Origin of the sequence: [Pantoea] beijingensis, assembly GCF_022647505.1 — a bacterium.
GTDB classification, from domain to species: Bacteria; Pseudomonadota; Gammaproteobacteria; order Enterobacterales; family Enterobacteriaceae; genus Erwinia; species Erwinia beijingensis.
The window spans coordinates 2,425,185-2,439,292 of sequence record NZ_CP071409.1 but is presented as its reverse complement, the minus strand read 5'-3'; the positions used below and the strand labels follow the sequence as shown (position 1 = coordinate 2,439,292).

At 48.5% G+C, this 14,108-nt stretch carries 12 protein-coding genes and 3 tRNA genes; 10 read left to right on the top strand and 5 right to left on the bottom strand.

Annotated features, from left to right (window positions below):
• Positions 1-68: 68 nt before the first annotated feature.
• A complete protein-coding gene (locus J1C60_RS11055) occupies positions 69-1,049 on the top strand; it encodes a metal-dependent hydrolase (RefSeq protein ID WP_128177575.1) in 981 nt (326 codons plus the stop codon).
• 32 nt (positions 1,050-1,081) lie between these two features.
• Here J1C60_RS11055 and cycA read toward each other — a convergent pair whose 3' ends face one another.
• Positions 1,082-2,482, bottom strand: coding sequence for a D-serine/D-alanine/glycine transporter (gene cycA / locus J1C60_RS11050; RefSeq protein WP_128177573.1), 1,401 nt, complete (start codon positions 2,480-2,482; stop codon positions 1,082-1,084).
• Between the two features lie 374 nt (positions 2,483-2,856).
• Here cycA and J1C60_RS11045 point away from each other — a divergent pair, with 374 nt between their 5' ends.
• The 3 genes from J1C60_RS11045 to J1C60_RS11035 all read left to right on the top strand — a co-directional run bounded on the left by J1C60_RS11045 (position 2,857) and on the right by J1C60_RS11035 (position 5,449).
• Positions 2,857-3,555 (top strand): extensin-like domain-containing protein, encoded by a 699-nt coding sequence (locus J1C60_RS11045; protein ID WP_128177571.1) that lies wholly within the window; start codon positions 2,857-2,859, stop codon positions 3,553-3,555.
• A gap of 447 nt (positions 3,556-4,002) precedes the next feature.
• Positions 4,003-4,725, top strand: a complete 723-nt coding sequence (gene sdiA, locus J1C60_RS11040; protein WP_128177569.1) for an autoinducer binding domain-containing protein — start codon at positions 4,003-4,005, stop codon at positions 4,723-4,725.
• A gap of 127 nt (positions 4,726-4,852) precedes the next feature.
• Positions 4,853-5,449: an acyl-homoserine-lactone synthase gene (locus J1C60_RS11035; RefSeq protein ID WP_128177568.1), complete on the top strand. Its 597-nt coding sequence runs from the start codon at positions 4,853-4,855 to the stop codon at positions 5,447-5,449.
• A gap of 87 nt (positions 5,450-5,536) precedes the next feature.
• Here J1C60_RS11035 and J1C60_RS11030 read toward each other — a convergent pair whose 3' ends face one another.
• Positions 5,537-5,761: a DUF2594 family protein gene (locus J1C60_RS11030; protein ID WP_128177566.1), complete on the bottom strand. Its 225-nt coding sequence runs from the start codon at positions 5,759-5,761 to the stop codon at positions 5,537-5,539.
• Positions 5,762-6,546: 785 nt separating this feature from the next.
• Here J1C60_RS11030 and uvrY point away from each other — a divergent pair.
• From uvrY to J1C60_RS11000, 6 genes are all read left to right on the top strand, one after another.
• The gene (gene uvrY / locus J1C60_RS11025) at positions 6,547-7,206 is read left to right on the top strand and encodes a UvrY/SirA/GacA family response regulator transcription factor (RefSeq protein ID WP_128177564.1); all 660 of its coding nucleotides are present in this window, start codon (positions 6,547-6,549) and stop codon (positions 7,204-7,206) included.
• Positions 7,199-9,031: an excinuclease ABC subunit UvrC gene (gene uvrC / locus J1C60_RS11020; RefSeq protein ID WP_128177562.1), complete on the top strand. Its 1,833-nt coding sequence runs from the start codon at positions 7,199-7,201 to the stop codon at positions 9,029-9,031. The genes uvrY and uvrC overlap by 8 nt, the downstream gene beginning before the upstream one ends.
• A gap of 71 nt (positions 9,032-9,102) precedes the next feature.
• The gene (gene pgsA, locus J1C60_RS11015) at positions 9,103-9,651 is read left to right on the top strand and encodes a CDP-diacylglycerol--glycerol-3-phosphate 3-phosphatidyltransferase (RefSeq protein ID WP_128177560.1); all 549 of its coding nucleotides are present in this window, start codon (positions 9,103-9,105) and stop codon (positions 9,649-9,651) included.
• A gap of 151 nt (positions 9,652-9,802) precedes the next feature.
• A tRNA-Gly gene (locus J1C60_RS11010) sits at positions 9,803-9,878 on the top strand.
• Positions 9,879-9,933: 55 nt separating this feature from the next.
• Positions 9,934-10,007, top strand: a tRNA-Cys gene (locus J1C60_RS11005).
• A gap of 11 nt (positions 10,008-10,018) precedes the next feature.
• A tRNA-Leu gene (locus tag J1C60_RS11000) sits at positions 10,019-10,105 on the top strand.
• A gap of 249 nt (positions 10,106-10,354) precedes the next feature.
• On the opposite strand, the gene J1C60_RS10995 is transcribed toward J1C60_RS11000, so the two are convergent.
• From J1C60_RS10995 to J1C60_RS10985, 3 genes are all read right to left on the bottom strand, one after another.
• On the bottom strand, positions 10,355-11,287 hold the full coding sequence (locus J1C60_RS10995; protein WP_128177558.1) for a nucleoside recognition domain-containing protein: 933 nt from the start codon (positions 11,285-11,287) through the stop codon (positions 10,355-10,357).
• Positions 11,288-11,451: 164 nt separating this feature from the next.
• Entirely contained in the window at positions 11,452-12,849 is a 1,398-nt protein-coding gene (locus tag J1C60_RS10990; protein ID WP_182611430.1) for an amidohydrolase family protein, read from the bottom strand.
• 182 nt (positions 12,850-13,031) lie between these two features.
• Positions 13,032-13,886 (bottom strand): LysR family transcriptional regulator, encoded by an 855-nt coding sequence (locus tag J1C60_RS10985; RefSeq protein ID WP_128177554.1) that lies wholly within the window; start codon positions 13,884-13,886, stop codon positions 13,032-13,034.
• Positions 13,887-14,108: the final 222 nt, after the last annotated feature.

Below are 14,108 nucleotides of genomic sequence, written 5' to 3'. Positions count from 1 at the left end.
GCATGAATTTTTTACCTCGCCTGTGCAGTAAGCGCCAGCGTTAAAAAAATCAGGTTCATGGAGCAATTATGGATTCCATTACGCAATTTGTTTTGGGCGCGTCGGTTGGTATATCGACGATGGGACGTAAGGCCCCGCTCTGGCAATCGGCGCTGATTGGCGCATGTTGTGGCACGTTACCGGATTTGGATGTGTTTATCGATCATGGTGATGCGATCCGTAATATGACGTTTCACCGTACTGAAAGCCATACGTTGTTCTGGCTAACGATTATTTCGCCTCTGTTAGGTCGATTCATTGCCGTTATTTGTCGGCAAAAAGCACAGTGGCTTCGCTGGTGGCTTGCTGTTTGGTTGGCACTGATTACACATCCACTGTTGGATTTGATGACGGTTTACGGTACCCAACTTGGCATCCCGTTTACTGACTATCCTTTCGCGATCGGCAGCATTTATATTGTTGACCCCTTTTATACCTTGCCGTTACTGATTTGCCTTGTGATTGCGTTGTGTCAGCGTGGGCTGATTGGCTTAAGGTGGAATGGCGCGGGGCTGTGTCTAAGCACGCTTTATCTCGGTTGGAGTATTCTGGCGCAAAGCTATGTGACTGAGCGAGTAGAAATGCATATTGCGCAGTTAAGGCATCAGGCTGATCATATCCTTGTCACACCAACCGCCTTCAATACCCTGGTCTGGCGTGTTGTGGTGATGACGCCAGAAGGGTATGCCGAAGGATTTTATTCGTTGCTTTCTCCACAACGGCCACTGCAACTGACGTATCACGCGCGAGGAGCAGCACTGCATCAGCGATTGAAAAATAACTGGTATGTCGCGCGGGTGGCTTGGTTTAGTCACGGATTTTTTTCAATGTATCAGCAGAACGGGCAGATTTTTATCCGGGATCTGCGCATGGGGGAGGAGCCTGACTATACTTTTACCTTCGATCTTGGACGCGATCTTCTGTCTGAGACGCAGATCAAACCCCGGCGGATTGAAATGCAACGTCCTGCTATCGGTGCGTCATTCAGGATGCTGTGGCAGCGGTTGTAGTCAATGAGCCGGAATACTCCGGCTCATTGCCATTACGCGTTGGCTTGTTTTCTGCAACGCAGGAACCAGCCGATAGCCAAAATGATAAACCAAACAGGCGTAACCATTAGCGCCAGGCGTGTATCCTCTTCCAGAGTCAGTAGTACAATGACAAAAACAAAGAATGCCATACAGGCCCAACACATAAATTTGCCCAGCGGCATTTTATACGTAGAGTTTCGATGTAACTCAGGGCTCTTCTTACGATAAGCCAGATAAGAGCAGAGAATAATGGTCCAGACGAACATAAACAGAATGGCTGAGACGGTTGTTACCAGGGTAAATACTGTCATCACATTCGGGATCAGATAGATCAGTGCAACCCCTCCTAGCAAGCACAGGCAGGAAAAAAATAGCCCGGTAGTAGGAACAGCGCGACGAGATAAACGACCAAAACTCCGGTGTGCAACACCTTGCTGTGATAAACCATATAGCATGCGACTGGTAGAGAAGATGCCGCTGTTTGCCGATGAGGCCGCTGAGGTGAGTACTACGAAGTTAACGATACTTGCCGCTGCAGGCAGTCCAATTAATACAAACATTTCTACGAAGGGACTGCGGTCAGCCACAACGTGATTCCACGGCGTAACCGCCATAATGACGATCAACGCCAACACATAAAAAAAGATGATGCGGATGGGAATGGCGTTAATCGCGCGCGGCAGTACGGTTTTCGGATCGTGAGTTTCGGCTGCTGCGGTTCCCACCAGTTCTATGCCGACAAAAGCAAATACGGCGATCTGAAAACCGGCAAAAAAGCCGCTGATACCCTTAGGGAACATACCGCCATGATCCCAGATATTGCTCAGTGAGGCACTCCCGCCCCCGGGAGAAGGATAGTGCATGGCAACCAGCACGATACCGGTGACAATGAGCGCGACAATGGCGACGATTTTTATAATTGCAAACCAAAATTCCATCTCGCCAAACAGCTTAACGGTAGCAATATTCAGTGCCAGAAATACTGCGATGCAGAGCAGCGCGCTCATCCATACCGAGAAATCAGGAAACCAAAGCTGGAAGTAGGAACTAATCGCGACCACGTCTGCGATCCCCGTCACTACCCAGCAGAACCAGTAGGTCCAACCGGTAAAATAGCCAGCCCAGGGGCCGAGCAGATCGGCGGCGAAATCGCTAAAGGATTTATATTCCAGGTTGGAGAGCAGCAGTTCTCCCATGGCGCGCATGACGAAAAACAGCATAAAACCAATAATCATATAAACGAAAATGATTGATGGTCCAGCGAGACTAATCGTTTTACCTGACCCCATAAACAGGCCGGTACCAATAGCGCCACCGATGGCAATAAGCTGAATGTGGCGATTATGCAAATTACGCTGGAGCTTATCTGGCCCTGCGTCCTTGAGAATTGTTTCTTTTGATTGGTCGACCATAACGGTTCCTGTCTTGTCAGTGATGTTGTGTCAGCTCTGCTGGCTGTTATTTAATCTGGCTTACTCAGGGGTAACCTGGCATAAGATAGTGTACCTGGACTATTGTTTGGTAATTGTTTTTTAACATACGTGAGGAATATCGACTAAATGGCTGCTATCGACAGGGAAATATCAACGGTAGGGGGAGAAAAACCACCAGCAGAAACGAAATGATGTCCGGTAATGGTGAAAAAATATCCGCTGAACGATACACCACTATAATAATGCAGTTGATGGTTATCACCCTGGCAATGAGTCTGCCGTTTTATCAGTTACCGAACGCGTATTAATTAAAAGGGTGGGATACATATCGCTCTCAGAGGAAACCGCTTAAGGTGAAAATTTTTATCGGTCTGCTTATTGCTGTGTTAGGTCTTACAGCGACAATACCGTGGGTAAAACGGTATGTGCCCTCACAATATAATCCCTTCATACCTTTATCGATCACCGATCCTGCCACTTTTATTACGCGTTATAAATTGAAAAAACTGACAAATAATTTGCCATTGTGTATGGCAGTACTTGAACGTGCGCGTAGCGCCGGACAGATTACCTTCAGCCTTCCTCCAGCCATACGGGGAAATTGTCCACTCTCACATCCTGTCCGTATTCAGCGCTTTGGAAAAATTGAATTGAGCAGCAGTTTTCTGGCCAGTTGCCCAATGGCGGTGCGTAGTGCAATGTTTGTTTTACAGCTATCAAAACAAAATGGAGAAAATACGACGTTTTCGCCGCTGATGCGTATTGAACATGTCGGAAGTTATGCCTGTCGCAATATCTATCACCGTGCGCAGGGGCGTTTAAGCGAACATGCAACAGCCGAAGCCTGGGATGTAACAGATTTTCAGTTTAAAAGTGGTGAAAAGATCGGCGTGCAACGCAACTGGAAACGGCCGGAAGGGAAAGCGCGTTGGTTGCATCAGACTTTTCAACAGAGTTGCGGCTATTTTGGCAATTCACTGGGTCCCGATTATAATGCGGCACATGCCAGTCATTTTCATTTTGGTCTGCGGGGTTATGGTCTATGCCGATAGCGCATGATGTCTATCGATTTATTGCTTTCGCTAATACGCAGTTATTTAATCTGATCTTTATTCTTTAATGCTTTGTTTTATAAGTAATTATCATCTTCCCTCATGGAGGGGTACTGCAATTTAACTCACCTGGAAGATAAAAATAATAAATTAAGTCAAATTCATTGAATATTTATAGGAAAAATCTTATTCTTTTTCTGGCCCGGGATAGAGTGCGCTTAGCGTCACCCTTCGGCTTTATCATCCTGCACAATGAACGTACGTTTTTAGCGTAGTATTTGTCGGAAGTCGCGATGCGCATAGCGCAGATAGTCAGCAGTAGGATATCTTTTTACCTCTGTTGCGAGTGCGGAATATTTCCCGGTTTTTCATTCATACGTACTTCAGTCATGACAATCAAAAGGTTAAACAAGGCGCGAGGCGTATTCACGTATCGGCGAGGCATCAATGACGTCCACTAATTACTTTTGCTGGCGAGATGAAGTGCTTTTGCTTTCAGAAGAGGTAAGCGGCTCGGGTCAATTAACACAATTTATTCAATATCAGATTGAACAATTGGGTTTCGATTATTTTGCCATGCTTATCCGGCATCCCGTCCCCTTTACGCGTCCTAAAACCTCTATTTACACCACTTTTCCCTTGCGCTGGCAGAAGTTATATCGAAAAGAGAACTTTATTGAGATTGACCCGATTATCGAAATCTGCCAGTTTCCCGGGAAAATAATTGAATGGAACGATCAACTGTTCATCGGTAAAGAAACATTCAGGCAGCAAGCCAATGCGTTCGGGTTACTGGCCGGTTTTTCTTGTTCGGTGCTGGCGAAAAACAGGGCCATTGGCATATTATCTGCCTCATCACGTAATCCGCTTAAAAGCATTGCTTTCAGGGCGGAGTTTGAGCATAAACTGCAGTACCTGACAGAACTTTATTTACTGACGCTGGAACGGATTGCTGATGTATCAATGTCCGTTCTCGATATCGAATTCAGCCATCGGGAATTGGAAATCATTAAATGGACTGCAGAGGGGAAAACCGCGATGGAAATATCACTGATTCTGGCGATCTCCGAACATACCGTGAATTTTCATCAAAAAAATATGCAAAAGAGGTTCAACGCTGCTAACAAAACACAGTTGGCCTGCTACGCTGCTGCAGTCGGATTAATCTGACGTGTATTACAACTACCAGATTTGGTAGTTTCGTATTGCTAAACGGTTGTCTACCCTTCGCCCGGGGTAACAGCCCACTCGCCGCGAGGGCGCGGTTGAAACGAGGGAATGCGACAGGGGATCATTGATGAAAATTATCCAAACTCAACTCAAGGATATGCCATCCTCTTTGTTGGCCGAATTGGGCAGCTATCGCTATAACGTATTTGCTCGTGGGGAAGGGTGGTCCATTCCGTCCCGGCTGAGAACACCGGGGCAGGAGTATGATCGATACGATCGTTCCGACGTTACCTGGCTCATTGCCTGGAGCGCGCGACATGGAATCAGTGGTTGTGCACGGCTGATGCAATGGCGAGAGCCTGAAGCATCGCACTACACCGAAAGCGTATGGGAAATGTCGCGGTTTTCCGCGCGACTGGAAGTTGACAGTGAATTGCCGTTAACCATTCTCTGGCATGTGTTACAGCTGGCCGCGCATTCGGGCATTCAGTATGTGGTTGGGGCTACGACACCGATGCTGGAGAAAATGTTTGAGCAGTATCAGGTTCGTTTTGAGCCGCTGGCTCCGGGATCGCTTCAGGCTGAGGATAATTTGTTTGCGGTAAAAATACCGGTTCAACAGGACACGCTGGCTGAAAAATTTCAGGGAGTACGTAGCTTTAGTCCGGAGGAAGTGCTGCCTTCTCTCGGCGTTTCAGTGAACTGGAACGCGGCGGACAGTTGATTTGATAAGTAAGCCCAGTGGAGCGTTCGGTTGCGTAAAGCGTGTGAGTATGGCAACAAAACAAAAAACGTGGGCTTACTTGATATGTTACTGGCGGTAGGCAAACTTGATTTGCTTAATCGTATTGCTAAATACATCGGCCTGATGTGGATCTTCAAGCTGAGCAATAAAACGCTCCATATTGATGATCACTTTTCCCGCATCGGCCTGCCCCATACCCTTCAGCATCAGCGTAACCATCGCTTTCAGGCAGGCTACCTCATCTGCTAGCGCCTGGGTTTCTTGTGAGGTTGAAAAGTCGATTTGGCTCATTGCTGTCTCCTTGATGATAGTTATCAATATCGGTGTGCCCTGGAAGGCCGGCTAATTAACTGTGTAAGCAAACCCGTGCTTTTGGGCCAGGGTACAAGAGTAAAATAGTTTATGCCAACGCTGCTTTCGGCAAATCGCCTGAAAAAGGGCAAGCCGGTACCCAAGGTACCAGCAGGTTTACCCAAGAGGCTGGCAAATGCGGTGGCGACCGTTAGCGAGTCTGCCGTTTTTTTGTTCGCGTGAGGTAATGTCCGTGAGGTGGTGTAAATATAATCCCGTCTCACACATGAATAAAAAAACGGGAAAAGTATACCATAATTTATCAGACGGCTCCTGAGCGCTATTCTGTTATTTATAGTTACCGCGATGGAATTCAACGATTGGTAACATTATGGATATTTGTGTACGTTGATTTAGATATAATTTTATCTTATTAATCATTATGAAAAATTATATAATCTCAACAATACGAGTAGCCGTAACGTGGGAATTGAGTGAATCACTAACCGTTGATTTCAGAGAGTACGTGAGGGAAAAAGAGGACGGGTAGTCCGTGGATGGCTTGAAGGACAAGGAACGCGGTGATCTTTTCTGGATATTTTTTTGCGCCATTAAAGTCACGTAATATGTCTTTTCTTTTTAATTATCATTGCGTGTAAATGAAATTATACAGGACGTTTCCTGCATTAATGTTGTTCATTCCCGAGGCAAAAAAGAGTACCATCGGTTATCTAATTTTTAGCCGTTTGTCCTAATTCAGCTTCGACTACTCTGGAGAGATCTCTTTGATCAGCGTTCTTCTTGTTGATGACCACGAACTGGTACGCGCAGGGATTCGCCGCATACTGGAAGATATCAAAGGCATTCTGGTTGCCGGCGAAGCAAAGTGCGGTGAAGATGCGGTTAAATGGTGTCGTTCAAACAACGTCGATGTTGTCCTGATGGATATGAACATGCCGGGCATTGGTGGGCTTGAAGCAACGCGAAAGATCGTGCGCTTCAATCCGGATATCAAAATCATCATGCTGACTATCCACACCGAAAATCCATTGCCGGCCAAAGTTATGCAGGCGGGTGCTGCTGGCTATTTGAGCAAGGGTGCTGCGCCGCAGGAAGTGGTGAATGCGATTCGTTCGGTTAATTCGGGGCAACGCTATATTGCCTCTGATATCGCACAACAAATGGCGCTTAGCCAGATTGAACCACAAAAAGCGGAATCGCCATTTAGCTGTTTGTCTGAGCGTGAACTACAGATTATGCTGATGATCACTAAGGGACAGAAGGTAACCGAAATTTCCGAACAGCTAAACCTCAGCCCGAAGACCGTTAACAGTTATCGCTACCGGATGTTCAGCAAGCTGAATATCAGCGGTGATGTTGAGTTAACCCACTTAGCCATTCGTCATGGCATGTTTAATGCGGAGTCGTTGATCAGCAGTGAGTGATGTGTTTGACGCCAAATCTTTTTTGAAGACAGTTACCAGCCAGCCGGGTGTTTATCGGATGTATGATGCTGCAGGCACCGTCATCTATGTAGGCAAAGCCAAAGACCTGAAAAAGCGTCTCTCCAGCTATTTTCGCGGTAATGTGGGAAGCCGAAAAACCGAAGCGCTGGTGAGTAACATCAATCAGATTGACGTTACCGTCACGCATACTGAAACGGAAGCATTGCTGCTGGAGCATAATTATATCAAGCTCTATCAGCCGCGGTACAACGTGCTGTTGCGTGATGATAAATCCTACCCCTATATTTTTCTGAGCAGCGATACGCATCCTCGGCTGGCGATGCACCGTGGTGCTAAGCATGCTAAAGGCGAATACTTCGGCCCATTTCCAAATGGTTATGCGGTACGAGAAACGCTTGCGCTATTGCAAAAAGTATTTCCGGTTCGTCAGTGTGAAAACAGCGTTTATCGCAATCGTTCACGGCCCTGCCTGCAATATCAAATTGGCCGCTGTCTGGGGCCCTGTGTCGCAGGTCTGGTCAGTGAAGAGGAGTATGCACAACAGATCGAATACGTGCGTCTATTCCTCTCAGGGAAAGACGACCAGGTGTTGAACTTGTTGGTTAGCCGTATGGAAGCCGCGAGTAATGAATTGAAGTTTGAAGAGGCGGCGCGGCTGCGCGATCAAATTCTTGCGGTACGACGCGTGACGGAGAAGCAGTTTGTTTCCAATCAAGGTGAGGACCTGGATGTCATTGGCGTATCCTTTGATGCCGGGATGGCTTGTCTGCATGTCCTGTTTATCCGGCAGGGTAAGGTGTTAGGCAGCCGTAGCTATTTCCCCAAAGTACCGGGTGGAACGGAGCTGGCCGAGGTGGTACAAACCTTTGTCGGGCAATTTTACCTGCAGGGTAGTGAAGCGCGCAGCTTACCATCCGATATTTTGCTGGATTTTTCCCTGCCTGAACGTGATCTACTGGCTCAGTCTCTTACGGAGCTGGCGGGGCGGCGCGTTAACATTCAAAGTAAGCCTCGCGGCGATCGTGCTCGTTACCTCAAGTTGGCGCGAACCAATGCGGCGACGGCTCTGATTACAAAGTTGGCACAGCAATCTACCATTCACCAACGCCTGAAGGCACTGGCGGAAATGCTTAAATTACCGACCGTCAATCGAATGGAATGTTTCGATATCAGCCATACCATGGGTGAACAAACTATCGCTTCCTGCGTGGTGTTTGATAGTAACGGACCGGTGCGTGCTGAATATCGCCGCTATAATATCAGCGGTATAACGCCCGGAGATGACTACGCAGCGATGAATCAGGTGCTACGTCGTCGTTATGGTAAGGCGCTGGAAGAGAGTAAAATTCCTGATCTGATCCTGATTGACGGAGGAAAAGGCCAATTGGCACAGGCAAAAACTGTCTTTGCCGAGTTGGATGTTCCATGGGATAAGCAGCGTCCGATATTATTAGGGGTAGCGAAGGGTAGCGACCGCAAAGCGGGGCTGGAAACACTCTTTTTTGAGCCAGAAGGTGAGGGCTTTTCTCTGCCGCCGGATTCGCCTGCCCTGCATGTGATTCAACATATTCGTGATGACTCTCACAATCATGCAATTACAGGGCATCGAAATAAACGTGCGAAAGTGAAGAATACCAGCGCACTGGAATCTATCGAGGGTATTGGTCCAAAACGCCGTCAGCAGCTGCTTAAATACATGGGAGGCTTGCAACCTCTGATGAGCGCTACCGTCGATGAAATTGCGAATGTGCCCGGTATTTCACACGCACTTGCGGAAAAAATCTTCTATTCACTGAAACACTAGCATTGAATACCCAGCGGCAATGTAGGAACATACAGGTAAATCCTACTCTGGCCAGACAGTTACCGTAGCATATGCAATTTAATATACCGACTTGGCTCACCCTGTTTCGCGTTATTCTTATTCCGTTCTTTGTACTGGCGTTCTATCTGCCATTCCATTGGGCTCCGCTGGCCTGCGCATTGATCTTTATCGTAGCAGCCGTAACCGACTGGTTTGATGGTTTTCTGGCACGACGCTGGAACCAGAGTACCCGCTTCGGTGCTTTCCTTGATCCCGTTGCGGATAAAGTGATGGTGGCGATGGCGTTAGTTCTGGTGGCCGAACATTTTCACTCCTGGTGGATTACCTTACCGGCGGCCACCATGATTGCTCGTGAGATCATTATTTCTGCACTGCGTGAGTGGATGGCTGAAATTGGCAAACGTAGCAGCGTAGCAGTCTCCTGGATTGGTAAAGTGAAAACAACGGCGCAGATGTTAGCGTTGTTCGCTTTGCTGTGGCGCCCGGACAACATGGTAGAAGGGATCGGTGTCATCGCGCTTTATATCGCAGCGGTGCTAACCTTCTGGTCAATGTTCCAGTATTTGAGCGCCGCACGCGGTGATTTGCTTGAACGATGATCGATGCGATTTAAAAAGCAGCAAACAGATGCTAAGTAAGGATAATTTTATTGACTCATTTCTTCAGGTCAGTAGAATGCAACGCATCGAACGGCAGCTAAGGCGCCATAAGATAAAGTAAATCAGCAAGTTCGAAGATTTTGCTGACGAAGCGGGAATAGCTCAGTTGGTAGAGCACGACCTTGCCAAGGTCGGGGTCGCGAGTTCGAGTCTCGTTTCCCGCTCCAGATTTTGTTATCAGAACCTTATCTGATAACAACCTGAAAAGGTAAGCAGTATTAAGGCGCGTTGGCAGAGTGGCCATGCAGCGGATTGCAAATCCGCCTACCTCGGTTCGACTCCGGGACGCGCCTCCACTTTATACCCTGCCCGGGTGGTGAAATCGGTAGACACAAGGGATTTAAAATCCCTCGGCCTTATGGCTGTGCGGGTTCAAGTCCCGCCCCGGGCACCATATTCTATACCAAATAAAAACAAGCAATTAGCAGTAATGTCGTGACCGCCCCAAGGGCGGTTTTTTTGTTTTTATTCTTACCGATTTACCACTTATCCACCCTTGCCGCGTCCGATGCTCGGGAGAATTCGATGGCTTTATAATGTGTTGCAAACCGCCATCGAAGGGCAAACTCTCTTTGCATCTCTCACAAGATGTAGCTGGATGCGGTATTTACTCTGCACATCCGATATCGGCCTGTCTGCCGCGTTAAAATAGCGTCATATGTATAACGGACCGAATCAGAATGCCGACCATAGCACCAGGAACAGCAAAACGAAACAGGCGTACAAAGCGCGAGCTGATACCAAGAAAAATGCCAATTCCGGGAAGATCGAATGTCTGGATAAGCAATCCGGCGGAGGCGTTAATTTGGCTTACGGTGACTTTACCCTGTTGAATCAATTCAGAGATAACCCCGAAATAGGCGGTACCGCCGGCTACGCATTTTACCAGTGCGGGAAGCACGAAATTTTGCGGCACATGCAACCACAACAATAGCGGCATCAGCAGGCGCTGGAGCATATCAATCAGGCCCGCGGCCTCAACAAAACCGACGATAGTCAGTGACAGGATCAGCATCGGTACCGCGCCGAGTGCAAGGCGAATCGCATCGGAACCTGCGCTATTAATAACGGAAATCAGCCCCTGACTATTTTGTTCCGCATTTGGCAACTCTTCTGCACGCGCGTTCTCCGCAATGGATAGCTTACGGCCGCTAAAGTACCAGGTCACAGCCGCCGCGCACAGGCCACCGATAACAGAGATGATGATTGACGCCAGCCAATGCAGGCCAAAAGGCGTCAAAGGATAGAAGACATTACCCTGTCCCATAGCAAAAATCATCGCGAGAGTTGCGGCCATTTGCCGGTCTGAGACGCCGCGTTTGTCCATAATCGATAATGTGGCCAACGGAGCCGCAAAGCTAACGAAATTTATTTGAATCATCGCGAAAGCGCTCATTCCGGTTAGGCCAAAAGGTCTGAGCAACGGCGCGATCCAGCGGACAACCACATCCAGTACGCCGCGAACCTCAAGGTATTTCATGATAATTAGCATGACGACCATAATCGGTAACAGCGTATAAAGTGCGACATTAACGGAGGATTTCCCCGCTGACATAATAATACTGATGACGTCCATTTAGTTCTCAAACAGGCACAGGGAATGGGTTCGGGCGATATAATAATCGTGGGGGAAAAGAAATGATACGCTTTCCCCGGCGAGATATTCTCACCGGGGCTGTGACTTTTGGCCCCTCCATGGGCCTTGTTCATATCTCTTGCCGTAACGGCCACTAATGGGATTCAGATTTTCTGTAACCCGCCAAAGACCACTCTTCCCTGACGGAAGGTTGTTTTAACCGGTGAAACGCGCGCGACTGCTTCAGCGGAGCAACTGGCTTCTACTAATATCATCTCCGCATCATCATTGACCGCGGGCCACTGGCGCTTGCCGTTTTCATCCAGCGGCAGAACGTTACCAGTGGCGATTGCCAGTGAACGGGTGAGGCTATATTCGTCTGAGTAACCATAAAGTTGTGCATAAAGGTTGGCTTTTTCCAGCATGCTACCTGTTCCGAAAGGTGACCAGTGGTCAATGACGCTGTCGGTACCGGTCATGACAAATACGCCTTTCTCGCTCAACTGGGGCAATGGCATAGCCAGCTTACCGATAGGGACCGTTGAGGCCAGGGTAAATTGCTGCTCAGCAAGGCCGTTAATGACGCTATCCAGTTCTGAACCACTCAGTGTTGAAAGTGCAAAACCATGACTCAGCGTCACCTTACCTTTTAACTGCGGATTACGTTCCACGGTCTGAATCATATATTTAATCGCTGCAACCCCGGCAGGTGTCGTTTCGTGCAGGTGAATATCAACGCCTCTGTCAAAATCTAGTGCGATTTGGAACATGGCATCCAGTGATCTTTTCATGTCGCCATCTACATTGGTCGGATCCAGTCCGCCAACGTGTTGTACACCCATTTTCATCGCTTCACGCATCAGCCCGTCAACCTTTGAATGCAGTAAGCCATGCTGTGGAAAGGCGACTATTTCACAGCTGAAATCCTGCTGATGCTTCTCTAAGGCGATCTTAAGGTGCTCAAGGCTTTTCAGGCCACTGACGGGATCGATATTGCAGTGGCTGCGGGCCACGGTTGTTCCTTTGGAATGCAGTAAACCGATAATCGCTTCCGCGTGCTCAACAGATTTTGGCAACAACTGTGGGATGAGAATCTGCTCGCGAGCAATCATATCCATGATGGTTTTGCCCTTGCGTGGACGCGGCGCTTCCCACGGGCCGCCATAAAACGTTTTATCAAGGTGAATATGCATATCACGAGTGGCAGGCAGCAGCAGCAGCCCTTGGGCATCAAAAGACGGCAGTAATGGCGTGTCACCGCTTTTCACCGGACTGAATGCGACGATTTTGCCCGCGTTGATTTCGACATTATACAGCCCGGTCTGGGTTCCAGTAACGATATCGCCTTCACGTTCAAACCCTTCTTCCAGACGCACATTACGGAGTAGATAGTGGGTTGCATCAATCTTCGTCATTTTATCCGTATCAGGGCTTTGTTCAGCGGTACTCTGGGCGGAAGAGGCGGCGGAGGCAAAGCCAGAGGCGACCAGGGCACCACCGGCGGTCAATTTTGCGGTTTTTGACAGAAAGCTTCTGCGGCTTTGTTGTTGAGGGTTTTGCACTTCGATGTCCTTTATGTGACGAGCGGAAAGGGGATATACCCATCCTGTTCATCGCAGCGCCAATGCAGCCTGCAATGGCGTAACGTGATTTTTTCAGGGTATATACTGCCGTTTCACCATAAAAGATGCCGTCCTGGACGGCTGTGATATTTTCCACTCCTGAGCAGTGGAAATTCCACTGCTCAGGATAACTGGCAAAACTGGCGTAATTTCTCTGCCAGCGCCAACTGAGCAGGAGTCGCGTTATCGCGATAAAACAGCGCCAGTTCAACATTATCAATGGAAGGCAGGCCGCTTTCCACACCCAACACCCGATGTTCAGGCAGGCGGCAGCTGGCAGGGAGAAGAGTAATCCCTAAACCGGAAGCGCTGGCCGCGACCAGCGCGGCCAGACTGGCGCTGCTGTAACTGATTCGCCAACTGCGGCCCATTGCATCCAGTGCCTGACACAGCGCTTCGCGGTAAAGCCCGTTAAGAGGGAAAAGCACCAGCGGCACCGGTGATGCTTCGAAGGCAGGCCATGTGGCGCTGTCCAGCCACAATAGCGGTTCGGCGCGTGACGCCTTCGGTTTCTCACCGTCGGTCTGCTTGATCAGAATAATATCTAACTCTTCTCGCTGCCAGGCACTGCGTAATTCATTACTTAGTCCGCTGGAGACATCAAGTCGCAGATGGGGGTGAGAGCGGCTAAACTCGGCCAGCAGGGGGGCCGTCAGTGCGGCAAAATCCTCAGGCACGCCTAAACGTACAACACCATCGCGCCATCTATCGCTTAAAGCATCGTGTGCTTCACTATTAAGCGCAATAATCCGCCGTGCGTACCCCAGCAACTTTTCGCCTTCTTCGGTCAACAAAACCTGATGTGATGAGCGTTCAAGGAGTGCCTTGCCCACACTTTCTTCTAAGCGCCGCACTTGCTGGCTTACCGTAGATTGCGAAAGAAATACGCGATCGGCGGCACGAGTAAAGCTGCCCGTTTCGCAAACAGCAACAAAGCTGAGCAACTGTTGCGGACCAAACATGGGATAACGCGTCATGATAAGTCGATCTCAACAGAATGGTACATCGCTGGTTTTACATTACGGGCAAGGAAAGGAGGGTGACAATATGCTTTCGTAACAGAGTTTATCATCATAAAACATCCCAAAAGAGTGGGCTTAACAGCAATTATCTGCAAGCCATATAGGGTAAATACCATGTTGAGCGATAATAAACATCAACAGGGGATGGTATTGAGTGTACCCGTTTATCTTCATCAT